This is a genomic window from Bradyrhizobium sp. JHI2711 (assembly GCF_056156565.1).
Genome location: NZ_JBPZPT010000001.1, coordinates 2,050,776 through 2,077,529 on the forward strand (window position 1 = coordinate 2,050,776; position 26,754 = coordinate 2,077,529).

Below are 26,754 nucleotides of genomic sequence, written 5' to 3' on the forward strand. Positions count from 1 at the left end.
CGGGAGTTGCTGGTCCGGACCGGCTCCGATCGTGCTACGACTTCCGCCACGATCTTACCGTCGCTCAGGATTGTTAGGTTTAACGACGCTACGCAGTAGTACGGAGCTTTCGCTGAAGAGTACGTCGCAATTCTACGGGCATATCGACAGCGCAACGCGCGCAGGAAAAACTATGAGCGGCGCCGATGGCGCCGCCCTTGCTTGTGGAACCCACGTCTGTCTACGCGGCGCGGACGTTGGTCAGGAACTTGCTGAGCTCGTTCTTCAGCCGGCCGGAATCGTTCGACAGCATCTGCGCCGCCGACAGCACCTGCGAGGAGGCCGTGCCGGTCTCGGTCGCGCCGCGCTGCACGTCGGTGATGTTGGACGACACCTGCTGGGTGCCATGCGCCGCCTGCTGAACGTTGCGGGCGATCTCCTGCGTCGCGGCGCCCTGCTCTTCCACCGCAGCGGCGATGGCCGACGAGATCTCCGACAGGCGCTCGATGGTCGAGGAGATCTCCTTGATGGCGCCGACGGAATCGTTGGTCGCCGCCTGGATACCGGAGATCTGCTGGCCGATCTCGCCGGTCGCCTTCGCGGTCTGCTCGGCGAGCGCCTTCACCTCGGAGGCGACGACGGCAAAACCGCGGCCGGCTTCGCCGGCGCGCGCCGCCTCGATGGTGGCGTTCAGCGCCAGCAGGTTGGTCTGGCCGGCGATGGTGTTGATCAGCTCGACGACGTCGCCGATGCGCGCGGCGGCCTTGGACAATTCGCTGACGCGCTCGGTGGTGGCACGGGCCTGACCGACTGCATCGCCCGCCATCCGCGCCGATTCCTGCACCTGGCGGCTGATCTCGCCGACCGACGAGGCCATCTCCTCGGTCGCCGAGGCCACCGATTGCACGTTGGTGGAGGCTTCCTCCGAAGCGCCGGCCACCGTGGTCGCCAGCCGCTGCGAGCGGTCGGCGGTCGCAGTCAGGGTCGATGCAGAGGCCTCTAACTGGGTCGAGGCCGATGACACGGTCTGGACGATCTCGCCGATCATCGTTTCGAATTCGCGGGTGATGTCGTCGACGCGGCGGCCGCGCTCGATCTTGGCTTCGGCGTCGGCCGCGGCGGCTTCGTCGGCGGCCTTCTTGGCGATCAACGCCTCCTTGAAGATCTGGAGCACGTCGGCCATGGCACCGATCTCGGTCTTCTCGCCGCGATGCGGGACTTCGGCGGAGAGGTCGCCTCGGCCCAGCGCCTGCATCGGCAGGGTGATCGAGTTGATGCCGCTAGAGACGTCGCGGACGAGATAGAAGCCGACGGCGATGCCGATGGCGATGGCGGCGCCGAGAATTGCCGAGACCAGCATGAAGGCGTAGGCGTAGCTGTCGGCGGCGTCCTGAGCGGCCTGTTCTCCGCCCTTGGTGTTGAGCTCGATGTCCTTGGTCAGGACCTCGTCTGCCTGAAGACCGAGCTTGTTGACGGTCTTCGTATTCAGCTCCCGGGCCTCGTGTGGGATCTTGCCGGCTTCCTTGCGCGAGAGCGCCATCACCTCTTCGGTGCCCCTCTTGTAATCGTCCCAGAGCTTTGCCCATTGGGTGTAGAGCGCCCGCTCCTCCGGCGAGGTGATCATCGGCTCGTAGCGGCTGCGGTATTTGGCAAGCGCCTCGAGCACCGTCATGGCCGTCTTTTCGTTGGCGAGCTTCTCGTCCAGCGTGTCGGAAAGCATGTGCTGGCGGACCACGTTGCGATAGGTGATGACGCTCGCCCGAAGCTCGCCCAGCACCCGCACGCTGGGCATCCAATTCATCGTGATGTCGACCGTGTTGGCGTTCATCGACCGCATTTTCATGATGGCGAGCAGGCCCATGCCGGCCATCGCGACGAGCAGGAACGCGACGACACTGATGATCTTGGCGCGGATGGAAATGTTGGCGAACATAATCGGATCTCGTTGTGCTGGCGCGGATGCGCGTCGAAGCTCTAAGAATCAACCAAAGAGGAGCTGCGGCGACATCTGAGCGCAGAGCACCTGCGCAAATGTTAACTGCGGCTCCGTACGAGTACCGAAGCCGAAAGAAATGAACGATGGACTAAGGAGGCTCTGCGCTCAGCGCATGAGCCTAAGCGCGTCGGAGAAGAAGTCCGGACCGCCAAAGTTTCCAGATTTCAAAGCGAGCAACATCTCGCCGGAGCTTGCACCGACCGCGCGCAGCACCGGGACTCCCGCCGCGATTTCTACTCCTACGAGAAATCCTGGAATCTTCAACCGATCGACCACGGCGCCAGATGTCTCGCCACCGGCGACGATCAAGCGACGGACGCCGGCCTGCACCAGACCCTCGGCGATGCCGGCCATGGCCTGCTCGATGGCGTGGCCTGCGGCATCGCGGCCATGGCGTGCCTGCACGGCCGCAACGGCGTCCGGCGTCGCGCTCGAAGCGATCAGCACCGGACCTTCCGCAAGCCGCGGCCTCGCCCAGTCCAGCGCACGCTGCGCTTCAGCGGCGCCCGCGACGATCCGCTCCGGATCGAGATGAAGCACCGGCATGATGCGTTCGGCGCTGGCGATCTGCTGAAGCGTCGCCTGCGAGCAGCTGCCGGCAAGGCATGCCGCCAGGCCGCCGACGGCCGCGCCGGTTTCGCTGCTCGGTGCCGGCTTCACCTTGCCCGTCGACACCAGCGCGCGCGCAAGCCCGAGGCCCATGCCGGACGCGCCGACCGACAGAAGATGTTCAGCGGCGACGAGACCGATGGTCTCGAGGTCGCGGTCGAACACGGCGTCGATGATCGCAGCACCGATGCCTCTGGCGGCGAGCTCAGCCAGCCGTGCCCGCACGGCCTCCGCGCCGCGCGCGACGGTGGCGAGATCGACGAAGCCGATCTGCGTGCTGCTCTGGCGCGCCAGCACGCGCACCAAGTTGGAATCATGCATCGGGTTGAGCGGATGGTCCTTCAGCGGGCTCTCGCTGAGCGGCACGGCGCCGACGAACAGATTGCCCTGATAGACGGTGCGCCCGGTCTCCGGAAAGGCCGGCGTCACCAGCACGGCTCCCTCGCCGCAATCGGCGCGCAGCGCATCCATGACCGGGCCGATATTGCCGGCGTCGGTGGAATCGAAGGTCGAGCAGATCTTGAACAGCACGTGGCCCACGCCGCGGCCGCGCAGCCATTTGTCCGCCGCGCGCGAGCGCGACACGGCAAGGCCGGCCTCGATCGAGCGGCTCTTCAGCGACACCACGACGGCATCGACCTCGGGCAGCATCAGATCGTCGGCAGGGATGCCGATGGTCTGGACGGTGCGCAGGCCCGCGCGCGTCAGCGTGTTAGCGAGATCGGAGGCGCCGGTGTAGTCGTCGGCGATGCAGCCCAACGCTGGGGTCACGGCTTCACTCCCGCATAGGACTTGAACCAGGCGAGGCCATCGGTGGTCTTGCCGCGCGGATTGTATTCGCAGCCGACGAAGCCGGCATAGCCGAGCCGGTCGAGCTCATCGAACAGGAACGGATAGTTCAGCTCCTCGCCGTCTGGCTCGTTGCGCGAGGGAATGCTCGCGATCTGGATGTGGCCGATGATCGGCATCATCTCGCGCAGCCGCATGGTGACGTCGCCATGGATGATCTGGCAGTGATAGATGTCGAACTGGAGCTTCAGGTTCGCAAGCCTCAGCTCCTGGATCAGATCCCGCGCAAAGCCGAAATCGTTGAGGAAGTAGCCGGGCACGTTGCGGGCGTTGATCGGCTCGATCACGACATCGATGCCGTGAGGCGCGAAGAACTCGGCGGCCCAGGCCACCGATTTGTAGAAGGCCTCGATCGCGACGCGCTCGCCGCGATTGGCGATGCCGGCCATCAGGTGCAGGCGCTTGACGCCCGTCGCCTTGGCATAAGGCAGCGCCGTCTCCAGGCTCGCCTTGAGATCGGAAAAGCGCGATGGCAGCGCAGCAAAGCCCTTCTCGCCGGCGTTCCAGTCGCCCGGCGGCAGGTTGAACAGCGCCTGGGTCAGGCCGTTGCGCTTGAGCCGTTCGCCGACAGCCTCGGCGGGATGCTCGTACGGAAACAGGAATTCCACCGCGGTGAAGCCCGCTTGCGCGGCGGCATCGAAGCGGTCGAGGAACGGTACCTCGGTGAACATCATCGAGAGATTGGCGGCGAAACGGGGCATTGGAGGTCCTCTGTTACTTGTCGCCGGGCAGCTTGACGCCGGTGACCTGCGCATACATGCGCGCGACCGATGCGTCGTCGTCGCGGCCCATGCCGGCGGCCGATGTCATCAGGAACATCTGGAGCGCGGCGGCGGAGACCGGCACGGGGAATCGGGCGCTGCGCGCCATGTCCTGGATGATGCCGAGGTCCTTGACGAAGATCTCCACCGCGCTTCGCGGCGTGTAGTCGCCGTCGAGCACATGCGGCATGCGGTTCTCGAACATCCATGAATTGCCGGCGGAGGCCGTGATCACCTCGTAGACCTTGCGGATGTCGAGGCCCTGCTTGGCTGCGAACGCCATGGCTTCGCTTGCGGCGGCGATGTGAACGCCGGCGAGCAGCTGATTGATCATCTTGAACGCAGCGCCCTGCCCGGCGGCATCGCCGAGCTCGTAGAGCTTTGCAGCCATGGCATCGAGCGCCGGCCGCGCCTTGGCAAAAGCGGCCGAGCTGCCGGAGGCAAGAATCGTCAATTCGCCTTGCGCGGCGCGCTGCGCCCCGCCGGAGATCGGCGCATCCAGATAGTGCCGGCCGGTCGCCTCCAGCTGCTTGGCAAGACGGCGCGCCACGTCGGGATCCATCGTCGCCGAGGAGACGAACACGCTGTCCTTGGGCATGGTCTCGGCGGCGCCATCCTTGCCGAACAGGATGGTTTCGGTCTGCGCGGCATTGACCACCACGCTGACGACGATGTCTGCGTCCTTGGCCGCTTCGGCCGGCGTCTTGGCCCCCGCGCCGCCGTCCTTCACGAAGCGCGCGACGGCATCCGCCGAGACGTCGCAGCCGGTCACGGCATGGCCGGCGCTCTTGAGCGAGGTCGCCATGCCAAATCCCATCGAGCCGAGCCCGACGACGGCAATACGCTGATTTTGTGAGGTGGAGGCGGACATATGCAACTGACCCTTGCGAGCGTTTCCCGGATGGCCGCCCTTTGCGGCAGCTTGGCAACCGAATAACACGGCTTGGCCGCGCTGCCAAAGCGTGAGACAAGCAGGCATGACGGCCATGAGCAATGAGACATTGCTGCGCGAGGACATCTGCCGCTTCGGACGGTCCCTGTTCGAGCGCGGGCTGACGCCGGGCTCCTCCGGCAATATCAGCGTCAAGATGGACGATGGCGGCTGGCTGGTGACGCCGACCAACGCCTCGCTCGGCTTCCTCGATCCCGCAAGACTATCACGGCTGGACCAGCAGGGCCGGCTGGTTTCGGGCGATGCCCCGACCAAGGAAGTTCCGCTGCACAATGCGCTCTACGACACGCGCGGCAGCGCGCGGGCCATCGTGCATCTGCACTCCACGCATTCGGTGGCGCTGTCGATGCTGCCCGAGATCGATCCGCGCGCCGCGCTGCCGCCGATGACGGCCTATTATTTGATGAAATGCGGCGCCACCGCGCTCGTGCCCTATTACCGCCCTGGCGATCCCGCGGTCGCAGATGCGATCAAGGGGCTGGCTGGGAAGTACTCATCCGTGCTGCTCGCCAATCACGGCCCGGTCGTCGCCGGCGACACGCTGGAAGCGGCGGTGTTCGCGACGGAAGAGCTGGAGGAGACGGCGAAGCTGTACCTGCTGCTGCGCGGGATGAACCCACGTTACCTGTCGCCGGAGCAGGTGAAGGATCTGGTGCAGGTGTTCGGGGTGACGTTGCCGGAGCACGGGCACGAGTATTAGCGACTTGCGGTAAGGGGTGGACGAGCGTCGCCTCACCACCGCTGTCATTCCCCGCGAAAGCGGGGAATCCAGTACGCCGCGGCTTCTCCGCATATCTCTGACGTCTCGGAGTACTGGATCGCCCGATCAAGTCGGGCGATGACACCGGGTATGTTGCGCGGGCGTGCCCGATACTATTCGGCTACAGCCCCAGATATGCCTTCCGCACATCCGGATTGCCCTTGATCTCGCTGGCTGCGCCCTGCATCAGCACACGGCCGGTCTGCAGGATGTAGGCGCGGTCGGCGATCTCGAGGCACTCGGCCATGCGCTGCTCGACGATGAGGACGGTCATGCCGGAGTCACGGATGAGCTTCACCGCCTGGAAAATTTCGTCGACCAGCTTCGGCATGATGCCCTGCGAGGGCTCGTCCAGCATCAACAGCCGCGGACGCGTCATCAGCGCGCGGCCGATGGCGAGCATCTGCTGCTCGCCGCCGGAGAGCGTCTCGGCGCGCTGCTCCAGGCGCTCCTGAAGGCGCGGGAAGAGCTTGAAGACGAGATCGAGCGGCTCTTCGCGGTTCGCTTCGCCCCTGTAGAGATAGCTGCCGAGGCGAAGGTTGTCGCGCACCGACAGACGCGGAAACAAACGGCGGTTTTCCGGCACATAGGCGATGCCGGTGGCCGTGATGTGATGCTGCGCCATGCCGTCGAGGCGCTTGCCGTCGAACGTCACCGTGCCGGAACGCGGACGCTCGGCGCCGGCGATGGATTTCAGCAGCGTCGACTTGCCTGCGCCGTTGGCGCCGGCAACGCAGACGATCTCGCCCTTCTGGACCTCGATCGAGACCGCGGAGATGGCGACCAGCCCCTGATAGGCGGTGGTGACTTCACGCACCGACAGCATGACGATCTCCCAGATATGCCTTGATCACCTTGGGATCGCGCACGACGTCGGCGGGCTTGCCCTCGACCAGCACCTTGCCGAGGTCGAGCACGATGGCGCGGTCCACCAGCGGCATCACGATCTCCATGACGTGCTCCACCATCAGCACGGTGATACCGGCATCGCGCACCTTGCGCACCAGGGCAACGCCGGTCTGCGCCTCGGTCGGCGTCAGGCCGGTGAGGACTTCGTCGAGCAGCAGCAGCTTCGGCTCGGTCGCAAGCGCCCGCGCGACTTCGAGGCGGCGCTTCTCGGCCGGTACGAGGTCGCTGGCGAGCACGTCGGCGCGCGCGGCAAGGCCGGTGAACTCCAGCACCTCATGCGCCTTGCGGCGGGCCTCGCGCATCACGGTGTTGCGCACGAGTGCACCGACGATGACGTTGTCGATGACAGTCATGGTCTCGAAGCTCTTGACCACCTGGAAGGTGCGTCCTACCCCGCGCTGGCAGCGCATCGCCGCCGGCATGCGGGTGACGTCCTCGCCGTCGAACCAAATCGAGCCTTGCGTCGGCGGCAGCACGCCGGCGATCAGATTGAACAGCGTCGACTTGCCGGCGCCGTTCGGGCCGATCAGGCCGACGATCTCGCCGCGGCCGACCGAGATCGAGACGTCGCTGTTGGCGACAAGGCCGCCGAAGCGCTGCCAGACGCCGCGGGTTTCGAGCAGCGCGCTCATCGGGCAGCTCCCGTCTTCTTCGGGCGTGAAAACAGGCTCAGCAGGCCGCGCGGCAGGGCCAGCGAGATCAGAACGATCAGCGTGCCGTAGACAATGAGGTCGACACCCCGCCCCGAGCCGCCGAACTTGAAGCGCGTCAGCTCAGTCAGCGGGATCAGGATGGCCGCCCCTAACACCGGCCCCCACAGGGTGCCGATGCCGCCGAGCACGGCCGGTAGCGCCATCAGCAGCGAGAACTGAAAGCCCATGACGCTTTCCGGATCGATGTAGGAGACGAACTGGGCGTAGAAGCTGCCGCCCACGGCGACAAGGAAGGCGGAGACCGCGGCCGCACCCATCTTGGAATTGAACACGTCGACACCGAGGCTCTCGGCCGCCTCCGGGTTGTCCTTGACGGCACGCCACCAAAATCCCCACTTGGAGTTTTCCAGCCACCATGTCACGAACCAGGCGAGGCAGCACAGCGCCAGCGCGAAATAGAAGTAGGGCAGCTTGGTGCGCAGAAACTGGAATTTCAGCCAGCTGTCGCCGCGGATCGGAATGGTGATACCCATCGCGGCACCGGCCCATTCCCAGTTGTGGAACAAAAGCAAGCCGATCTCGGCGATGACGATGGTGGCAATCACGAAGTAATGGCCGCGCAGGCGGAAGAAGGGATAGCCGAGCCCCATCGCGATCAGCGCCGACACCACTCCGCCCGCCAGCATGCCGAACCAAGGCAGCACGCCGAACTTCGTGAACAGCAGCTCGGTGGTGTAGGCCCCGAGACCGAAATACAGCGCGTGGCCGAGCGAGATCTGCCCGCAATAGCCGGACAGGATATTCCAGCTCTGCGACAATCCCGCATACATCAGTGTCAGGATCAGGATGTTCTGGACGACGACGTCCTTCACGAACAACGGCGTCAGCGCGGCAATGGTAGCGAGCGCTGCGGCGATGATGAGGTTGCGGCGGCGCCGCGCTGCAAAATCCTTGTCCATCACATCGATCCGAACAGGCCGCGCGGCCGGATGAAGACGACCAGCAGATAGACCGAGTAAATGCCGACCGATTTCAGCGACGGCGGCAGCACCAGCGCGGTGACCGCTTCGACGAGACCGACGATGATGCCGCCGGCGAAGGCGCCGAACACGCTGCCGAAGCCGCCGAGCGCCACCGTGACATAGGCAATCAGCGCAAAGGAGGCGCCGACGTCGGGATAGATGTAGAAGAACACCGCCATGATCGCGCCGGCGAGACCAACCAGCGCGGCGCCGAGCCCCCAGCCGAATGCAAACACGCGGTTCTTGTCGATGCCGACAAGCGCGACTGCACCGGGATCCTCGCGGGTCGCTTCGATCGCGCGGCCGAAATCGGTTCGGTGGATGAAGAAGTAGAGACCTGCAAAAGCGGCGATCGAGACCAGCGCGCCGACCAGTTGCGGCTCCGGCAGAAAGATTCCGCCGACCGAGATGGTTTTGCCGCCGAGCCAGGATTGTGGGATGCTGCGATAGTCCGGCGTGAAGAAATACTGCGCAAGGCCGCGCATGACAATGGCGAGGCCGAAGGTGGTGAAGATCTGCACCATGCCGGCGTTGGCCTTGGCCCGCATGGCGAAACGTACAAGGAGCAGGTAGACGACCGCTCCGAATATGAAGAGTGCCGCGGCGACCAACGGGGCCGACAACAGCGGATCGATGGCGAAGAACGCGAACAGGAAGAAAGACAGATACATCGCGATCATCAGGAATTCGCCATGGGCGAAGTTCGTGACGTCCATCAGGCCGAAGATCAGCGCGAGGCCGACCGCGATCAATCCGTAGAGCAGGCCCATCAGGAGGCCGCTCGCGAGACTCTGGATAATGGCTTGGGCTGTCAACTCTGGTCCCCCGTTCGAAACGTCACGACAGGCTTCGTCATTGCGAGCGAAGCGAAGCAATCCAGGAATGTTTCGAAGGAAGCAGTCTGGATTGCTTCGTCGCTTCGCTCCTCGCAATGACGGTGGGAGCAGTTTGCTCCGCTGCCCTCCGCAGCTCTTACTTCATCGGCCAGATCGCCTCGGCGATCGCGGCCTGCGGCGGGAAGATGGTGACGAACTTGCCGCCGACATATTGCAGCAGCACCGGATCGGCGTCGTTGTTCTGGCCCATCTCGTCGAACTTGACGCGCTTCCAGGGCATGATGGTCTTTTCGCCCGGGATGTCGGTCGCGGCAAGCGCGTCGCGGATCTTCTCGCCGTCGGTCGACTTGGCGCGGCTGATGGCGTCGGCGAGGATGATCAGGCCCATGAACTGCCGCGAGGTGAGGTCGTTGAAATCCTTGCCGGACCTGGCCTTGAACATCTCGTTGATCTTGCCGACCATCGGCCGCTTCTGCGCGAGGTCGAGCGAGAAGGTGCCGCGCGAGATCACGCCTTCGAGCTTGTCGCCGACGGCATCGTAGAGCGCCTTCTCGGAGAAGCCGGCGTCCTGCGCCACGATCGCATTCGGCTTGTAGCCGAGCTCGGCCATGGTCTTGACCAGGAGGATGCCGTCGGTGGTGTAGCTCGACGGCATCAGCACGTCGGCATTGGCGGTCTTGAGCTGCTGCACCTCGGCAGAGAGCGAGGGCGAGTTGGCGCGATACTTGATGTCGGTGACGATCTTATAGGCGCGCTCGCCGGCGATCTTGGTCTGGGCATTGCCGGAATCGGTGCCGAAGATGGTGTCCTCGTGGAACAGCGACAGCGTCTCGATCTTGGTGCCCTTCTTCTTCATGGCGTCGAAGAAGTCGAACATCGCAGCCGAGTACATCTCGTCGTGCGGCGAGGCGCGGAAGTAATATTTCAGGCCGCGGCGGTGCAGGCTCGGCGAGGAATTGTCGGCGGACAGGAACGGGACCTGATAGCGCTCGCAGATCTGGCTGACGGTGACGGCCACCGCGCTCTGGTAAGTGCCGACGACGGCGCAGACCTTCTCCTGCGTGATCAGGCGCTCGGCCTCGGCGCGGCCCTTCTGCGGATCGGCCTGGTGGTCGGCGAACACGAGGCGGATCTTGGCGCCACCGAGGCCCGGCAGGCCTTCGCCCTTCGCCAGCGGCAGGTCGAAATCGCTGTCCTTGTTGATGACTTCGAGCGCGGTCTCATAGGCCTTCTGCGCGTCGACGCCCTGCTGCGCGCTGCCGCCGGAGAACGGATAGATCACGCCGATCACGACTTCCGAACTCTGTGCGCGCGCCGCCAGCGGCACGAGGGCGGCAGTGGCGGTGGCCCCCAACAACACGTCGCGGCGAGTGATCGTCATGGCAAAGTCCCCTGTTACTGAATTTCGGCTGATCGAATGAAGCGATTGGTGGATGCGGTAAAGCCTGAAGAAGCAGCAGACGCTGCCCACTAAATCACGGCCATGTTTCTGTTCTTGAGATCGGTCACCAGCATCAGGCCGGGCGAATGCGTGATTGCAAACGGCAGCTTCGCGGCGTTGATGACCGATTGCGGCGTCACCCCGCAGGCCCAGAACACCGGAATCTCGTCGTCGGCGACCGGCACCGGATCGCCGTAGTCGGGCTTGGCGATATCCTTGATGCCGATCAGATGCGGATGGCCGAGATGCACGGGCGCGCCGTGCACGGCCGGATAGCGCGAGGTGATCTGCACCGCGCGGATCGCATCGGCCGGCTTGAACGGACGCATCGACACCACCATGGGGCCGGCGAACGGACCTGATACACCGCAGGCGATGTTGGTGCGGTACATCGGCACGCGCACGTTCTTCTCGATGTGGCGGATCGGCATGCCCTCCTCGAGCAACGCCTCCTCGAACGAGAACGAGCAGCCGAGCACGAAGGTGACGAGATCGTCGCGCCAGTAGCTCTTCACGTCGGTGGGCTCGTCCACGACCTCGCCGTCGCGCCAGACGCGGTAGCGCGGAACGTCGGTGCGGATGTCGAGATCGGCGCCGAGCGAGGGGATGTAAGGGCTGCCGACATCGGACATGCCGATGATCGGGCACGGCTTGGGATTGAGCTGGCAGAAGCGGTGGAACGCACCGGCATATTCCGCCGGCAGGATCGCCAGATTGCCCTGGACATATCCGGGGGCGGCGCCGGCGGTGGATGCGACCAGCCCCTCGCGGTAGGCGAGCCGGGCCTTGCGGCTCGGGAGGGCGTCTGGTGTTTCAGTTTGCTGCGCTGCCACCAAAACAGTCATGTGATCGACCTGCCTACAAACTCGACAAAGACAAGCCAACACCAAGCGTGCTATAAAGTCTAATCTTCGTTTCTAATCAATCTCGATAAATCTGATTTATCGATTGGGAAAATCCTTCCAATGCTGGACTTCAGGTCGATCGAGACATTCCTATGGGTCGTGAAGCTCGGCAGCTTTCGTGGCGCCGCGCAACGCCTCAACACCACCCAGCCGGCGATCTCCCAGCGCATCGCCCAGCTCGAGCGCGAGATGGGCGTGAAGCTCCTGAACCGCGACCATCGCATCGCCTCCCCGACCCCGAGCGGCCGGCAGATGATGGTCTACGCGGAGAAGCTGATCGGCCTGCGCGCTGCGATGATGGCGGAGATCGGCGATGCTTCGGCGATGCGCGGCGTGATGCGGCTCGGCGTCGCCGAGACCATCGTGCACACCTGGCTGCCGCGGCTCGTCAAGAGCGTCAACGAGGTCTATCCGAACCTGTCGCTGGAGATCGAGGTCGACATCACGCCGAACCTCACCGCGCGCCTGCTCGCACAGGAGATCGAGCTCGCCTTCGTGGTCGGACCGCTGTCCGCCTCCGGCGTGCACAACCGCGTGCTCGCCGATTATCCGATCGGCTTCCTCGCGAGTCCCTCGCTCGGGCTCGGCAAGGGCCCGGTGACGCCGGCGGACCTCGCGCGGTTTCCGATCATCACCTTCCCGCGCAAGACCAAGCCCTACGAGGTCGTGCGCGAGGTGTTCGACCGGCCGGAGCTGCCGCCGATCCGCCTGCATGCGTCCGCTTCGCTGGCGACCGTCATCCACATGGCGGTCGAGGGCCTTGGCATCGCCGTGATCCCCGACGCCATCGTCGAGAACGAGCTCGCCGACGGACGGCTGCAGCTGCTCGACACCGATCTTTCCATCGCGCCGCTGACCTTCACCGCGAGCTGGCTGGCCTCGCCCGATGTCGTCGCCGTGGAGCGCGTCGCCGAGCTTGCACGGCAAATTGCGCAGAGCAGCCTCGCGGTTGACGCGCCCGCACAGGCGCGTCATTGAAAAAGGCGCCGGACAAAAGAGAGAACGACCGCATGAGCCGAGCCGCGACCAACCTGCAAATCGATTCCGCCCGCCTGTGGGGCTCCATCCACGAGACCGCGCAATTCGGCGCGACGGCCAAAGGCGGCGTGCGGCGGCTGACGTTGAGCCGTGAAGACAAGCAGGTGCGCGATTGGTTCCGCAAGGCCTGCGAGGATGCCGGACTGGAAGTCCACGTCGACGCGCTCGGATCACAGTTCGGCCTGCGCAAGGGCCGCGATATGTCGAAGCTGCCCGTCGGCATCGGCTCGCACCTCGACACCCAGCCGACCGGCGGCAAGTATGACGGCATCCTGGGAACGCTCGGCGCGCTGGAGGTGATCCGCACGCTGAACGATGCCGGCATCGAGACCGAGGCGCCAATCTGCGTCGTGAACTGGACCAACGAGGAAGGCTCGCGCTTCGCACCGGCGATGATGGCTTCCGCCGCCTATGTCGGCGACTTCACCACAGACGACATTTTGTCGCGCAAGGACGCCGAGGGCACCACCGTCGGCCAGGCGCTCGACGGCATCGGCTATCGCGGCGCCAAGCCGGTCGGCTTCCAGAAGCTCGGCTGCTTCGTCGAGCTGCACATCGAGCAGGGGCCGATCCTGGAAGCCGAAGGCAAGACCATCGGCGTGGTCGATTCCGGCCAGGGCGTGCTCTGGTACGACGGCAAGATCTCCGGCTTCGAGAGCCATGCGGGCTCCACGCCGATGCCGCTCCGGCGCGACGCGCTGGCGACCTTGTCGGAGATCGTGTTGGCGATGGAGTCGATTGCGACGAAGCACGGACCGAACGCCGTCGGCACGATCGGCGAGGCCGTCATCGCCAATCCCTCGCGTAACGTCATTCCCGGCGAGATCGCCTTCACCATGGACTGCCGCAGTGCCGATGGCGCCATCATGGATGCGCTCGACCGCGATCTGCGGGCGGCAATCGCCGAGATCGCCGCGCGCCGCAAGGTCGAGGTCAAGATCGATCTGGTATGGCGCAAGCCGCCGACGCATTTCGATCCGAAGCTGATTGCTGCCGTCGAGAACGCCGCGAAGACGCTCGGCTATTCCTCGCGCCGCATCACCTCCGGCGCCGGCCACGACGCTTGCAATCTCAACACGATCATGCCGGCGGCGATGGTGTTCGTGCCCTGCAAGGACGGCATCAGCCACAACGAGCTGGAGGATGCGACGCAGGGCGACTGCGCCGCGGGCACCAACGTCCTCATGCATACCGTGCTGGCGATCGCCGGCGTCGCATCCTGAGCGGAGAGAACCATGCGCGGAGTTTTCGTCGACGCCAATGAATCGCTGGCCGTGATCATGGAGCGGCTGGAGAAGCCCGGCGATCCCAAGGTGCGGATCAACAGGAATCCCGACATCACGCCCGAGCAATATCCTGATATTCTCGACGGCGCCGAGATCGCGATCGTCGACCACACCGCACTGCCGACCGAAGTCGCGAAGAAATGCACCGGGCTGAAGCACGTCGTGTTCCTCGGTACCGGCGCGCGCAGCTACATGAATCCGGAAGAGCTCGCCGAGCTCGGCATCTCCGTGCATCTGATCAAGGGCTACGGCGACACGGCGGTTGCGGAATCCGCGATCGCGCTGATGTGGGCGTCGGCCCGCGTCATTGCGATGATGGACCGCGAGATGCGCGCCGGGAACTGGCTGCGCGAGGACGGCATGCAGCTCACCGGCAAGACGCTCGGCCTGATCGGCTTCGGCGGCATCGCCGCGGAGGTCGCGCGCATCGCGTCCGGCAGCGGCATGAAGGTGATCGCCTGGAACCGTTCGCCGAAGAGCTATCCGGGGGTCGAATTTACCGATCTCGACAGCGTGCTGGCGAGAAGCGACGTGGTGTCGCTGCACCTGCTGCTCAACGACGAGACGCGCGGCATGATCACGCGCGAGAAGATCCTTGCTATGAAACGCGGCGTCATTCTCATCAACACCGCCCGCGCCGCTGTTGTCGACGAGGCCGCCATGATCGAGGCGCTGAAGTCCGGCCATATCCGCCACGCCGGCCTTGATGTCTTCAACATCGAGCCGCTGCCCGGCGATCATCCGCTGACGAAGCTGCCGAACGTGACGTTGTCGGCGCATTCGGCCTTCCGCACACCGGAGGCGAGCGAGAACCTGATTGAAGCGGCGTTGGTCCATTGCCGCCGGATCGTGAAGGGATAAGAGCAACAACAATGGCCGACTATCGCATCATCAAGGCAGAGTCGCTCACCAAGGCCATCCATGCCATCGTCAGGGCCGGCGGCTCCTCGGACCGCGAGGCCGAGCTCGTGGCCACCAATCTCGTCGAAGCCAATCTGAAGGGACACGACTCGCACGGCGTCGGCATGATTCCGCGCTACGTCCAGAGCGTCACCAATGGCGGCCTCGCCGTGAACTCGCACGTCAAGATCGTGCTCGACACCGGCCCGCTTCTCACCCTCGACGGCCTCACCGGCTACGGCCAGGTGATCGGCCATGAAGCGATGGAGCTCGCGGCCGAGCGCGCAAAGAAGAACGGTGTTTGCCTTGTCGGCCTCTCAAATTCGCATCACATCGGCCGCATCGGCCACTGGGCCGAGCAGTGCATCGACCACGGGCTGGTCTCGATCCACTTCGTCAACGTGATCTCGCGCCCGATCGTGGCGCCCTGGGGCGGCAGCGACGCACGCCACGGCACCAATCCGTTCTGCGTCGGCATCCCGCGCGCCGGCAAGGATCCGATCGTGCTCGACTTCGCCACCAGCAGGATCGCGCAGGGCAAGACCCGTGTTGCCCATAACAAGGGCGTCGAGCTCGAGGTCGGCACCATCATTGATCACGAGGGCAAGCCCACGATCAATCCGCGCTACACCGTGATTCCGCCCTACGGTGCCATCCTCCCGTTCGGCGAGCACAAGGGCTCGGGCCTTGCGCTGGTGTGCGAGATCCTCGGCGGCGCGCTCTCCGGCGGCCAGGTGGTCAAGGGCTCGTCCGACGGCAAGTACAACGTCCTTAACGGCATGCTCTCGATCGTCATCGATCCGGGCAAGCTCGGCACCAGCGAGAACCTTGCACGCGAAGTTGAGAGCTTCGTGAGCTGGCACACCGGCTCGCCGCCTGCCCCCGGCGTCGACAAGGTCAGAATCGCGGGCGAGCCGGAGCGCGAGATCAAGAAGAAACGTCTCGCCGAGGGCATCCCGGTCGACCCAACCACCTGGCAGGAGATCCTGGATGCCGGGAAGAAGTTCGGGCTGGAACAGACGGCGATCGAGAAGATCGCGAGCTGATCGGAGCGAGGCGCGCTCCTCGGCGTCGCCTCGCGCCTCATGACCAATCGCGCAAGAGAGACTGGACGGCGGCGAAATGTCGACGTGCGCACGGCACGGGTTTGAACCGCCCCGCATGACCTTGCGACAATGCGGATATCCGATTGCATCCGCCCGAGGTTCGCATGCTCTCCCGTCTCGCAAAATTCGTGTCCGGCTCAAACCTTCCGTCGCCCGGATCCGATCTCTACCGGCAACGGCTCGCCATCTACGAGAGCGAGCTTGGCGAGCCCGAGCGCACATTCACTGATAACGCAGAGCGCCGCATCGACATCCACGCCTTCGGCCGCGATTTCGTCCCGGTCTGCCAGGAGGGCTCCGACGAAGGCTATGTCCTTCTCACCAACGGCATGAGCGAGCAACGGATGCACGGCGTCCCCGGCGACGCGAAGCCCCGGGCCGAGCTGATGTGGTACGTCCGCGAGCCGACGCAGGACGTTTGCGCCAATCTGCGCTGGCTGGCCAATCTGCCGTTCATCGACACGACCTGGTTCGGCTTCGGCCATCGCGTCGCGCTTCCGTGGCCGCCGGTTGCAGGAACGGACTTCCAGACGTTCCTGTTGCTCACACCGATCATCGGCCCCGACAAGGAGATCGCCGAGGCGCTGGAGATTGCGGGCGATCCGGTGGAGATCCTGACCGTGAACCTGATCTCGCATCAGGAGCTCGGGCTGATCAAGTCCAGGGGGCTCGATCCGTTTCTCGATCTGCTCGACGAGAACGACTATCCGCCGATATTCGATCCGTCGCGGAAGTCGTATGTGTAAGGCGTAGGCCAAAGCACTGCTGCCGTTCCCTTCTCCCCTTGTGGGAGAAGGTGGCGCGAAGCGCCGGATGAGGGGTTCTCTCGGCGAACAATTCTACGGCTGATAGGTCTGCCTCTGCGGAAACAGACCCCTCACCCGTCTTCGATGCTTCGCATCGAAGCCACCCTCTCCCACAAGGGGAGAGGGTGAAGCGGCGAACTAATCCACCATATCCGCAACCGCCTTGCCGCACGCCGTCGTGTCGGCATTGCCGCCGAGATCCTTGGTGCGCAGCGTGCGTTCGGCGAGCGTGCGCTCGATCGCCTCGACGATCGACTTGCCGGCTTCCTTCTCCCCGAGATGCTCGAACATCATCGCGCCGGACCAGATCATGCCGATCGGGTTGGCGATGCCCTGGCCTGCGATGTCGGGCGCCGAGCCGTGCACCGGTTCGAACACGGATGGGAAATCGCCCTCCGGGTTGATGTTGCCGGACGGAGCGATGCCGATGGTGCCGGTGCAGGCCGGGCCGAGATCGGAGAGGATGTCGCCGAACAGGTTGGAGCCGACCACGACGTCGAACCAGTCCGGATGCAGCACGAAGTTCGCGGTGAGAATGTCGATGTGGTACTTGTCCCACTTCACGCCTGGAAACTTCTTGGCCATCGCCTCCACGCGCTCGTCCCAATAGGGCATGGTGATCGAGATGCCGTTGGACTTGGTCGCCGAGGTCAGGTGCTTCTTGGGCCGCGACTGCGCGAGCTCGAAGGCAAATTTCAGGATGCGGTCGACGCCGGTACGGGTCATCACCGTCTGCTGCGTCACGAACTCGCGGTCGGTGTCCGGGAACATGCGGCCGCCGACCGAGGAATATTCGCCTTCGGTGTTCTCGCGCACCACCCAGAAATCGATGTCGCCCGGCTTGCGCCCCGCCAGCGGCGACGGCACGCCGGGCATCAGCCGCACCGGGCGCAGGTTGACGTACTGGTCGAACTCGCGGCGGAACTTGATCAGCGAGCCCCACAGCGAGACGTGGTCCGGGATCTTGGCCGGCCAGCCGACCGCACCGAAATAGATCGCATCGTGCTTGCCGATCTTCTCCTTCCAGTCGTCGGGCATCATCTGGCCGTGCTTCTCGTAATAGTCGTAAGACGAGAAGTCGAAATGGTCGAAATGCAGCGAGACGTTGTGCTTCTTCGCCGCCGCCTCCAAAACGCGCAGGCCCTCGGGCATCACCTCCTTGCCGATGCCGTCGCCGGGAATGACCGCGATCCGGTATTGTTTCTTGCTCATCGAGAACGTCCTTGGTTGGTCCGGCAGTCGCCGCCTTCTGACTGCACTGCAATGGACCAAACGCGGCGGCAGTGCAACGCTGCACTGCAATGTTGACCATGGCGCGGCCAAGCGCCTACTGATTTGATGCTGTTCCCACGAACGAGTATCCCCATGGATCTGCATCTGCGCGGCAAGCGCGTCCTGATCACCGGCGCGTCCAAGGGCATTGGCGCAGCCGCCGCCGAGGCCTTCGCCGAGGAAGGCGCGCATCTCCTCCTCGCGGCGCGTAGCGGCGATCAGCTCAAGGCGCTGGCCGACCGTTTGCGCGCCGCGCACCAGATCGACGCCACAACGAGCATCGTCGATCTGCGCAAGGAGGAGGACGTGGCCCGGCTGGCGAAGGAAGCCGCCGACATCGACGTGCTCGTCAACAATGCCGGCGACATCCCGGGCGGCTCGATCGACAAGATCGACGAGGCGACCTGGCGGCACGCCTGGGAACTGAAGGTGTTCGGCTATATCAACCTGACGCGCTACGTCTACGCTCAGATGAAAGCCAGGGGCGGCGGCGTCATCGTCAACGACATCGGCGCGGCCGGCGAGAAGTTCGACGCCAACTACATCTGCGGCAGCGCCGGCAATGCCGCGCTGATGGCGTTCACACGGGCGCTCGGCGGCAAGAGCCTGGGCGACAACATCCGCGTGGTCGGCATCAATCCCGGCCCCGTCGGCACCGACCGCCACGTCACCCTGCTCAAGACGCGGGCCAAGCACCAGTTCGGCGACGAGAGCCGCTACAAGGAATTCCAGAAGAGCCTGCCGCTCGGCCGTCCCGCGCATGCGCGCGAGATCGGCGACCTCATGGCGTTCCTGGCGTCGGATCGCGCCGGCTATACGTCGGGCGTGATCTACACCGTCGACGGCGGCATCAGCGCCGGGTGGGGTTAACTCTATTCTCGTCATTGCGAGCGCAGCGAAGCAATCCAGGAATCTTGCCGCAGTGACAGTCTGGATTGCTTCGCTGCGCTCGCAATGACGACACAACAAGCACGGGAGTAAGATAGTTGTCTCAAGACCTGATCCGCGAAACCGCCTGCACCGTCGTCGACAAGCTGCGCTCCGGCGACGTCTCGCCGCTCGAGCTCCTGGACGTGGTGGAGACGCGCATCCAGGAGGTCGACGGCAAGGTCAACGCGCTGCCGACGCTGTGCTTCGATCGCGCGCGGGAGAGTGCGAAGACACTGATGCAGAAGCCGGCCGGTGCGCGCGGGCTGCTCGCCGGGCTGCCGGTGCCGATCAAGGATCTGACCGACGTTGCGGGTGTGTTGAATACGCAGGGCTCGCCGATCTTCAAGGACAACATTCCCGCGAAGTCTGACCTCATGGTCGAGAACCTCGAGGCCAACGGCGCGGTCGTCTACGCCAAGTCGAACACGCCGGAGTTCGGGGCCGGTGCCAACACGTTCAACGAGGTGTTCGGCGCGACGCTCAATCCCTGGGACACGACGAAATCGGCCGCGGGCTCCTCCGGCGGCGCGGCGGTGGCGCTGGCAACCGGCATGGCCTGGCTCGCCCAAGGCTCCGACATGGGCGGATCCTTGCGCAGCCCCGCGGCCTTCTGCGGCGTCGTCGGCATGCGGCCTAGCATCGGCCGCGTCGCGCATACCCCAAAGTCCGGCATCGATCGCAATCTCGGCGTGGTCGGCCCGATGGCGCGCAACGTCGAGGATCTCGCGCTGCTGCTGGATGCCATGAGCGGCGACTATGCCGACGATCCGCTGTCGCTGCCGGCTCCCGCAACCTCGTTCCTGTCGGCGGCCCAGGCGGGCAAGCGGCCGAGGCGCATCGCCTATTCGCCCGATCTCGGCATCACCCCGGTCGATCCCGAAGTGAAGGCGATCACACGAAAGGCCGCCGAACGTTTCGCCGAAGCCGGCGCCATCGTCGAGGAGGCGCATCCGGACTGGCGCGAGGCGCATGAATGCTTCCACGCGCTGCGCGCCTTCGACTTTGCGATCACCAAGGCCAATCTGCTGCGCACCAAGCGCGACCTGCTCAAGCCCGAGGTGATCTGGAACATCGAGGAGGGTCTCAAGCTCACAGTCGAGCAGCTCGCGCGCGCCGAGGCGCAGCGCGTCGGCATGACGGCGCGGGCAGTCGAGTTCTTCAAGAGCTACGATCTGTTGCTGACGCCGACCACGATCGTTCCGCCCTTCCCGATCGAGCATCGCTATGTCGCCGAATGCGCCGGCAAGAGGTTCGACAATTACGTCGAGTGGCTCGGCATCGTCTACGCCATCACGCTGGCCTGCTGCCCGTCTCTCTCCCTGCCCTGCGGCTTCACGGCCTCGGGCCTGCCGGTCGGCGTGCAGGTGGTCGGCGCGCCGCGCGCCGACGCGCAGGTGATCGCCGGAGCGAAGGTGCTGGAGGATATTCTGGGCCTGCGCGGTACGACGCCGATCGATCCGAAGGTGAAGGACTAGCCTCACTCTCGTGTCCCGGACAAGGGGCAGCGCGCCAGCGCTGCGTCGCAGAGCCGGGACACGAGACCTCACCTCCCGCTGGCCGCCTCCAGGCTGGGGCGGTTGCTCGGTTCGCTATTTGGCGATCGGGCAGGAGCCGGGATTAGCGCAGCGAGGAGGCGTCGATCGCGTGGTGCCGGTCGCCTCCTCGGAGCTCGGGCCCACCGCCCCGTTCAGAATGACCGAGACACGCCATCGATATGTTGTTTGCGGCGTCAGACCGGAATCCCCAAAGCTCGCGCCTGTCACGTCGCCAACCGATTGGAACGCACCATCGGGTCCCGCACGCGAAACCCGGTAGGTTGTTCCGTCGTCTCCTGGAGACCAGGCCAGGTCAGCGCCGCTATCCGACGTATCGATCACCGTGAGCGACTGCGGCGCCGATAGCGAGGGCGCGGTCGCGCCGGCGGGCGCCGCGGCAGCGGCCGTGAGCGCATCCAGCATCGCCTTGATCGCCTTGATTTGCGATCCGGACTTCGTCACGTAGCTATCCTGATGGTTGACGTAACTCCACCAATCCCAACAGGCCTGCGGATTGCTTGGCCAGTATGGGCTGGTCTTGGTCTGCGGATAGAGAATGATCATGCGGTTCGTGTCCGCCCACTCATTGTAGCCGGCCTCATCCACGAATTTGCGTCCGATATCGGCGACGTCCTGCTTGCATCCGTGGAGCGCGACGTGGACTCGACACGGACTGCCCTGCTCGCAATCCCTGGGTACGAACACATAGCCGGTATCGCCCATGCTCAACGCGTCGGGCAGATGCGGCGTGGTATAGATCGATTGATCAAAGCTCTTCACCGAACCTGCAAGCTGCGCGGCATTGGGCGGATTCAGGCGGCCGTAAATATGCTGCAGGATGACGCCGGCCTGGTCATAGCCGCATTGGTCGATATAGGGCGCCGTGTTGGCCTTGCACTCGTTGAGCCCGGGTGCGCCCTGTTTCGCCACGACGAACGAGTGGCCCGCGCCGAGCGTGGCCTGATAGAACAAGTTGCCGCGATTGGCATCCCCCAGATAATGGCGATAGAAATCGGCGGCCGCATCGGTCGCGGCCTTGTCGACGATCGCGTCATTGTAGCCGTGAAAGAGATAGATCTTCTGCCTGCCGACATTGCTGAGAGGGTCGATCTCGCCCGCTGCGGCCTTCGCGTCGGCCTTTGCCGTAAAATCCTTCGGATTCAGATCCGACGCCGGCCCTTTCATGCATGCACCCGTGGCCCGCCGGATCGGCCCCCAGTACCAGGTGACGGCATCAAACGCATCCGCCTTTGCGCACCAGTAAGGGCCGCCCGCGACCACACCGACGCCCTTGATCACCGACGACCATGCCGTGCCGAACTGAACGGCCATGAACGCGCCCGACGAAATTCCCGAAATCGAACTCTCACCGATCGGCGCGCGATAGCGCCGCAACCCCTCCGCGGCGCACGATGACACGCCGAGAGCGGTTGTGAAGATCAGGACGCAAATCTGGGCGGCGGTGAATTGCCGCAAAACGGCCACGCGCATGACAGCCTCGCCAAATCGACCGCAGGAGCAACCTCTGGTATTAGAGATCAAGATCGGAAATCGGCGCAAGCGCAAACAAGCGGCACCAAACGAGAAACCGTCACTTCGGCGTTGTCGGCGCCTCCAGGCTCCGGCTGTAGCGCGACATCGCGAAACAGAAGACGAAGTAGATCGCGGCCACGAAGATGTAGACCTCGACCGAAAACTGCTGCCAGGCGGGATCGATGATCGCGGTCTTCGCCGTCGTCAGCAGGTCGAAGATGCCGATGATCAGCACCAGGCTGGTGTCCTTGAAGAAGGCGATGAAGGTGTTGACCAGCGGCGGGATGACGTGGCGGATAGCCTGCGGCAGGATGATCAGCCGGTGCTTGCGCCAGTAGGACAGGCCGAGCGCGTCGGCGGCTTCGTATTGCCCGCGCGGCACGGCCTGAAGCCCGCCGCGGATCACTTCGGCGAGGTAAGCACCGGCGAACAGGATGATCGCGATCTGTGCGCGCAGCAGCTTGTCGATGTTGAATCCGGCCGGCATGAACAGCGGAAACATCACGCTCGCCATGAACAGCAGGCTCACCAGCGGCACGCCGCGGATCAGCTCGACATAGAGCACGCTGAGCGAGCGGATCGCCGGCAGCTTCGAGCGCCGCCCGAGCGCGACCAGGATACCGAGCGGAAAGCCGACAGCGAGGCCGAACGTCGCCAGGATCAGCGTCACGGGCAAGCCGCCCCAGCGGTCCTGCGAGACGAACGACAGGCCGATCACGCCGCCCCACATCAGCACGCTGATCAGCGCCAGTGCGCCGATCCAGAGATAGACAAGCTCGCGCCGCCATAGCGCGCGGCGGGTCGAGAGGTAGTACAATGCGATGAACAGCACGACCGACAGTGCCGGCCGCCACTGCTCGTCGAACGGATAGGTGCCGAACAGGATGAAGCGATACTTCTCGGGGACGATGGCCCAGCAGGCGCCGAGGCCACGCGCGGCGCGACAGGCGCTGGAATCGTTGATGGGCGTCAGCCAGACCGCATTGGCGATGCCCCATTGCACGAAGCTGAAAACGCCCTTGGCGAGCAGCACCATTAGCAGGACGGTGATGATCCCATTCGGGATCGAGGAGAACAGGTTCTTGCGCAGCCAGTGCAGCGCCGGATTACCCAGCTGCGGTCGGCGAGCGGTCCGGGGTGCATCGGGGATGTCCGTGATCGCGGTCATGATCAGCGCTCCACCAGCGCGATGCGCGCATTGTACCAGTTCATGAAGAAGCTGATCGAAAGGCTGATGGTCAGGAACACCGCCATGATCAGCGCGATGGCTTCGATGGCCTGTCCGGTCTGATTCAGCGTGGTGTTGGCGATCGAGACCACGTCCTGGTAGCCGATCGCGACCGCGAGCGAGGAGTTCTTGGTCAGGTTGAGATACTGGCTCGTCATCGGCGGCACGATGACGCGCAGCGCCTGCGGCAAGATGATCTGCCGCAGCATGAAGCTGCGACGCAGGCCGAGTGCGTTGGCGGCATCCCATTGCCCGCGCGGCACCGACTGGATGCCGCTGCGCACGATCTCGGCGATGAAGGCGGAGGTGTAGGTCACCAGTGCGATCAGCAGCGCGAAATATTCCGGCGCGAGCGTCAGCCCGCCGACGAAATTGAAGCCGCGCAGCTGCGGCCACTCGACCGTCCAGGACACGCCGAGCACCAGCGAGACCGCCGCCGGCACCACGACGATGAGGCCGAGCGCAGACGGCCAGGCCGGCCGCGGCTTGCCGTCGCGCATCTGCTGTGCGACCAACCAGCGACGGAAGAGGAAGAACACCGCACAGCCCAGCACCGCGGTGCCGAGCACCGTGAGCTGCGGCGGACCGAACGGGATCGCAGGCAGGATCAGGCCGCGATTGGACAGGAATATGCCCTCGACGGGCCGCCAGGCGGCACGTGCAGCCGGCAGCGCCTGCATCAGCACGTACCAGAACAGTAGCTGGAGCAGCAGCGGGATGTCGCGGAGCGTTTCGACGTAGACCGCGGCAAGCCGCGACAGCAACCAATTGGCCGACAGCCGCGAGATCCCGATCAGCGTGCCGAGGATCGTCGCGAGCACGATACCGATCACGGCGACGCGCAAGGTGTTGGCGACGCCGACGACGAAGGCCCAGAGATAGGTATCCCCAGGATTGTAGGCGAGCAGGCTGTCGGCAATCGGCATGCCGGCCTCGCGGCCGAGAAAGGCGAAGCCGGTCGTGATGCGGCGGGCCGACAGATTGGTGACGGTGTTGGACCAGAGGAAGGCGATCACTGCGATCGCGATGCCGACCACCAGGACCTGCCAGAACAGGCCCATCAATTGGTTGCGGCCGAGCACGAAGCGGCGGCGCGGCGGCGGCCTGGGATGATCGGCGGTCACAGCACAACAATCCTTCGTCGAATGCAGCGATTTCCGGCGCGCACGTCAACTGTTGCACCGAATTCGAATTCATGCAACAAATGTTTCATGGCCGAGCCCGCGAAATCCTCGCCCCTGAGCGAACTGCGCATCGCATTGCCGTCGCTCCCCCTGCGCTTACAGGAGGTCGGCCGTTTCGTCGCCGCCAACGACTACGATGCCACCACCCGCTCGATGCGCGATCTCGCGGCGGAAGCCGGTGCCGATCCCGCCGCGTTCACGCGGCTTGCGAAAGCGATCGGCTATTCCGGATGGGACGAGCTGCGTGCGGCGCTGACCGAGGCGCGGCGGCCGTCCCAGACCGCGCCCTTCTCCGGCCGCACAAGAGGCCGCCGTCACGGGCCGAACGCCGATGTTACGCTCATCCTCGACAAGCTCGAGGCCGAGGCCGCCGGCCTTCCGCGCATCCCGGCCCAGCCGATCGCGGAAGCGGCGCGCGCGCTGCACGAAGCCAAGCGGATCTGGATCGCGGGCTACCGCAGCTGCCGCAGCGTCGCGGAGCTCCTGAACTACGAACTGCGCCTGTTCCGGCCCGAACAGGTGCAGCTCGTCGGCACGTCCGGGCCCGACGACCTCGATCTCGGCGCGTTCCGTCCCGGCGAAGCCGTCATCGTCATCGGCTTCCTGCCTTACACGCATGCGAGCGTCCGCGTCGCGCAGGCCGCGCATCGCAGCGGCGCGACGCTAATCGCGATTGCGGACAGCCTGTCGGCACCGATGGCCGAAGGCGCCGACCATGTGCTGCTGTTCGAGGCAGCTTCCTCGCCCGGCTTTTTCCCCAGTCTCACGGGCGCGATCGCGATCGCGCAGTCGCTCGCGGCGGTCACATTCTCGCTCGGCGGCGCCGCCGCGAAGAAGCGGCTGGAAAACACCGAGGCGCGGCTCACTGCTGCCTCCACCTACGTCCCGGAGAAAGGTTGACCCATGAGCACTCGCACCAGCCGCGTGCTGCATCGCTCGCTGCGCGAAACCCCGCCAAAGGCGATCGGCGGCGAGGGCGTTTATCTCTTCGCCGAGGACGGACGTCGCATCATCGATGCCTCCGGCGGGGCGGCGGTCTCCTGCCTCGGCCACCAGCATCCGCGCGTGATCGCGGCGATGGCCAAGCAGGCGTCCACCCTCGCCTATGCGCATACGGCTTTCTTCTCCTCCGAGCCGGCGGAAGCACTTGCTGAAACACTGGTCGGACACGAGCCCGGCGGGCTCGCCTACGCCTATTTCGTCAGCGGCGGATCGGAGGCGATCGAAGCCAGCATCAAGCTGGCGCGGCAATATTTCATCGAGCGCGGCGAACCGCAGCGGCAGCACTTCATCGCGCGGCGGCAGAGCTATCACGGCAACACGCTCGGCGCGCTCGCCGCCGGCGGCAATGCCTGGCGTCGCGCTCCCTATGCGCCGCTGCTCTCGACCGCTTTCAGCCACGTCACGCCGGCGTTCGCCTATCGCGAGAAGCGCGAGGGCGAGTCGGACGCGCGGTTCGTCGCGCGCCTCGCCGCCGAGCTCGAAGCCGAGTTCCAGCGGCTCGGCCCCGACACCGTCGCCGCCTTCCTCGCCGAGCCCGTCGTCGGCGCCACCGCCGGCGCCGTGACCGCCCCGGACGGCTACTTCAAAGCGATGCGCGAGATCTGCGACCGTCACGGTGCGCTGCTCATTCTCGACGAGGTCATGTGCGGCATGGGCCGCACCGGCACGATGCATGCGTGGGAGCAAGAAGGTGCCGCCCCCGACATCCAGGCGATCGCAAAGGGGCTCGGCGGCGGCTATCAGCCGATCGGTGCGATGCTGGCAAGCGGCAAGATCATCGACACCATCCGCGCAGGCTCGGGCGCGTTCCAGCACGGCCACACCTATCTGGCGCATCCCCTCGCCTGCGCTGCGGCGCTCGCGGTGCAGGATGTGATCCGCGAGGATGGCCTGCTCGACCGCGTGAAGGAGCGCGGCAAGCAGCTCGAGCAGCGCCTGACCGAACGCTTCGGCAATCATCGCCATGTCGGCGACATCAGGGGCCGCGGCCTGTTCTGGACGATCGAGCTGGTCGCCGATCGCGCTAGCCGCATCTCGTTCGATCCGGCCCTCAAGCTGCACCAGAAGATCAAGGCGGAGGCCTTTGCCGGTGGCCTCGGCTGCTATCCCAGCGGTGGTACCGTCGATGGCGTGCGCGGCGACCACGTGCTGCTGGCACCGCCCTATATCGCCTCGGCGGACGAAATCGACCTGATCGTCGACAAGCTGGGCACGGCCGTCGACAGCGTGTTGCGTAGTGTCAATCAGTGAGGGGAGAGTAG

24 protein-coding genes are annotated in these 26,754 nt (G+C 65.1%); 10 read left to right on the forward strand and 14 right to left on the reverse strand.

The window, feature by feature from the left end; genetic code table 11:
- Positions 1–220 precede the first annotated feature (220 nt).
- The 4 genes from ACTEK7_RS09610 to ltnD form a co-directional block, all read right to left on the reverse strand.
- Positions 221–1,912 carry a methyl-accepting chemotaxis protein gene (locus ACTEK7_RS09610; RefSeq protein WP_225146077.1) on the reverse strand — a complete coding sequence of 564 codons (1,692 nt, stop codon included), beginning with the start codon at positions 1,910–1,912 and terminating at the stop codon, positions 221–223.
- Between the two features lie 168 nt (positions 1,913–2,080).
- On the reverse strand, positions 2,081–3,355 hold the full coding sequence (gene otnK, locus ACTEK7_RS09615; protein ID WP_225146078.1) for a 3-oxo-tetronate kinase: 1,275 nt from the start codon (positions 3,353–3,355) through the stop codon (positions 2,081–2,083).
- A complete protein-coding gene (gene otnI, locus ACTEK7_RS09620) occupies positions 3,352–4,134 on the reverse strand; it encodes a 2-oxo-tetronate isomerase (protein ID WP_225146079.1) in 783 nt (260 codons plus the stop codon). The genes otnK and otnI overlap by 4 nt, the downstream gene beginning before the upstream one ends.
- 13 nt (positions 4,135–4,147) lie before the next feature.
- A complete protein-coding gene (gene ltnD / locus ACTEK7_RS09625) occupies positions 4,148–5,065 on the reverse strand; it encodes an L-threonate dehydrogenase (protein WP_225129494.1) in 918 nt (305 codons plus the stop codon).
- Between the two features lie 106 nt (positions 5,066–5,171).
- On the opposite strand from ltnD, the gene otnC reads away from it, so the two are divergent.
- On the forward strand, positions 5,172–5,846 hold the full coding sequence (gene otnC / locus ACTEK7_RS09630) for a 3-oxo-tetronate 4-phosphate decarboxylase (RefSeq protein ID WP_225114878.1): 675 nt from the start codon (positions 5,172–5,174) through the stop codon (positions 5,844–5,846).
- A 181-nt stretch (positions 5,847–6,027) separates the two neighbouring features.
- Here the strand turns inward: otnC and ACTEK7_RS09635 are convergent, their stop codons facing one another.
- From ACTEK7_RS09635 to ACTEK7_RS09660, 6 genes are all read right to left on the reverse strand, one after another.
- Positions 6,028–6,732, reverse strand: a complete 705-nt coding sequence (locus tag ACTEK7_RS09635) for an ABC transporter ATP-binding protein (protein ID WP_036004938.1) — start codon at positions 6,730–6,732, stop codon at positions 6,028–6,030.
- Positions 6,716–7,447, reverse strand: a complete 732-nt coding sequence (locus ACTEK7_RS09640) for an ABC transporter ATP-binding protein (RefSeq protein ID WP_225114877.1) — start codon at positions 7,445–7,447, stop codon at positions 6,716–6,718. Before ACTEK7_RS09640 ends, ACTEK7_RS09635 begins: the two co-directional genes overlap by 17 nt.
- On the reverse strand, positions 7,444–8,427 hold the full coding sequence (locus tag ACTEK7_RS09645; protein WP_057027087.1) for a branched-chain amino acid ABC transporter permease: 984 nt from the start codon (positions 8,425–8,427) through the stop codon (positions 7,444–7,446). The genes ACTEK7_RS09640 and ACTEK7_RS09645 overlap by 4 nt, the downstream gene beginning before the upstream one ends.
- Positions 8,427–9,305 (reverse strand): branched-chain amino acid ABC transporter permease, encoded by an 879-nt coding sequence (locus tag ACTEK7_RS09650; RefSeq protein ID WP_036004931.1) that lies wholly within the window; start codon positions 9,303–9,305, stop codon positions 8,427–8,429. Before ACTEK7_RS09650 ends, ACTEK7_RS09645 begins: the two co-directional genes overlap by 1 nt.
- Positions 9,306–9,462: 157 nt before the next feature.
- A complete protein-coding gene (locus ACTEK7_RS09655) occupies positions 9,463–10,707 on the reverse strand; it encodes an ABC transporter substrate-binding protein (RefSeq protein WP_192893276.1) in 1,245 nt (414 codons plus the stop codon).
- Positions 10,708–10,796: 89 nt separating this feature from the next.
- Positions 10,797–11,612: a putative hydro-lyase gene (locus ACTEK7_RS09660; protein WP_057027085.1), complete on the reverse strand. Its 816-nt coding sequence runs from the start codon at positions 11,610–11,612 to the stop codon at positions 10,797–10,799.
- Positions 11,613–11,732: 120 nt separating this feature from the next.
- Between ACTEK7_RS09660 and ACTEK7_RS09665 the strand changes: the two genes are divergently transcribed.
- The 5 genes from ACTEK7_RS09665 (at position 11,733) to ACTEK7_RS09685 (ending at position 16,748) form a co-directional block, all read left to right on the forward strand.
- Complete coding sequence (locus ACTEK7_RS09665) at positions 11,733–12,650, forward strand: LysR family transcriptional regulator (RefSeq protein ID WP_036004923.1); 918 nt, start codon at positions 11,733–11,735, stop codon at positions 12,648–12,650.
- A gap of 32 nt (positions 12,651–12,682) precedes the next feature.
- Positions 12,683–13,933, forward strand: a complete 1,251-nt coding sequence (locus ACTEK7_RS09670; RefSeq protein WP_225146080.1) for a Zn-dependent hydrolase — start codon at positions 12,683–12,685, stop codon at positions 13,931–13,933.
- A gap of 12 nt (positions 13,934–13,945) precedes the next feature.
- The gene (locus ACTEK7_RS09675) at positions 13,946–14,857 is read left to right on the forward strand and encodes an NAD(P)-dependent oxidoreductase (RefSeq protein ID WP_225139555.1); all 912 of its coding nucleotides are present in this window, start codon (positions 13,946–13,948) and stop codon (positions 14,855–14,857) included.
- Positions 14,858–14,868: 11 nt separating this feature from the next.
- The gene (locus ACTEK7_RS09680; RefSeq protein WP_225146081.1) at positions 14,869–15,942 is read left to right on the forward strand and encodes a malate/lactate/ureidoglycolate dehydrogenase; all 1,074 of its coding nucleotides are present in this window, start codon (positions 14,869–14,871) and stop codon (positions 15,940–15,942) included.
- Positions 15,943–16,106: 164 nt separating this feature from the next.
- Positions 16,107–16,748 carry a suppressor of fused domain protein gene (locus ACTEK7_RS09685; protein ID WP_036004875.1) on the forward strand — a complete coding sequence of 214 codons (642 nt, stop codon included), beginning with the start codon at positions 16,107–16,109 and terminating at the stop codon, positions 16,746–16,748.
- Between the two features lie 198 nt (positions 16,749–16,946).
- Here the strand turns inward: ACTEK7_RS09685 and ACTEK7_RS09690 are convergent, their stop codons facing one another.
- Positions 16,947–18,020: a tartrate dehydrogenase gene (locus ACTEK7_RS09690; protein WP_036004872.1), complete on the reverse strand. Its 1,074-nt coding sequence runs from the start codon at positions 18,018–18,020 to the stop codon at positions 16,947–16,949.
- 153 nt (positions 18,021–18,173) lie between these two features.
- Here ACTEK7_RS09690 and ACTEK7_RS09695 point away from each other — a divergent pair, with 153 nt between their 5' ends.
- Positions 18,174–18,950 carry an SDR family oxidoreductase gene (locus ACTEK7_RS09695; RefSeq protein ID WP_036004871.1) on the forward strand — a complete coding sequence of 259 codons (777 nt, stop codon included), beginning with the start codon at positions 18,174–18,176 and terminating at the stop codon, positions 18,948–18,950.
- Positions 18,951–19,066: 116 nt separating this feature from the next.
- Positions 19,067–20,485 carry an amidase gene (locus ACTEK7_RS09700; protein ID WP_225127340.1) on the forward strand — a complete coding sequence of 473 codons (1,419 nt, stop codon included), beginning with the start codon at positions 19,067–19,069 and terminating at the stop codon, positions 20,483–20,485.
- Positions 20,486–20,599: 114 nt separating this feature from the next.
- Here ACTEK7_RS09700 and ACTEK7_RS09705 read toward each other — a convergent pair whose 3' ends face one another.
- From ACTEK7_RS09705 to ACTEK7_RS09715, 3 genes are all read right to left on the reverse strand, one after another.
- On the reverse strand, positions 20,600–22,036 hold the full coding sequence (locus tag ACTEK7_RS09705; protein ID WP_225146082.1) for an extracellular catalytic domain type 2 short-chain-length polyhydroxyalkanoate depolymerase: 1,437 nt from the start codon (positions 22,034–22,036) through the stop codon (positions 20,600–20,602).
- Positions 22,037–22,136: 100 nt separating this feature from the next.
- Positions 22,137–23,246 carry an amino acid ABC transporter permease gene (locus ACTEK7_RS09710; protein WP_225146083.1) on the reverse strand — a complete coding sequence of 370 codons (1,110 nt, stop codon included), beginning with the start codon at positions 23,244–23,246 and terminating at the stop codon, positions 22,137–22,139.
- Positions 23,247–23,248: 2 nt separating this feature from the next.
- Positions 23,249–24,430: an amino acid ABC transporter permease gene (locus ACTEK7_RS09715; RefSeq protein WP_225146084.1), complete on the reverse strand. Its 1,182-nt coding sequence runs from the start codon at positions 24,428–24,430 to the stop codon at positions 23,249–23,251.
- 87 nt (positions 24,431–24,517) lie between these two features.
- Here ACTEK7_RS09715 and ACTEK7_RS09720 point away from each other — a divergent pair, with 87 nt between their 5' ends.
- Positions 24,518–25,390, forward strand: a complete 873-nt coding sequence (locus ACTEK7_RS09720; protein ID WP_225146085.1) for a MurR/RpiR family transcriptional regulator — start codon at positions 24,518–24,520, stop codon at positions 25,388–25,390.
- 3 nt (positions 25,391–25,393) lie between these two features.
- Positions 25,394–26,743, forward strand: coding sequence for an aspartate aminotransferase family protein (locus tag ACTEK7_RS09725; protein WP_225146086.1), 1,350 nt, complete (start codon positions 25,394–25,396; stop codon positions 26,741–26,743).
- Positions 26,744–26,754: the final 11 nt, after the last annotated feature.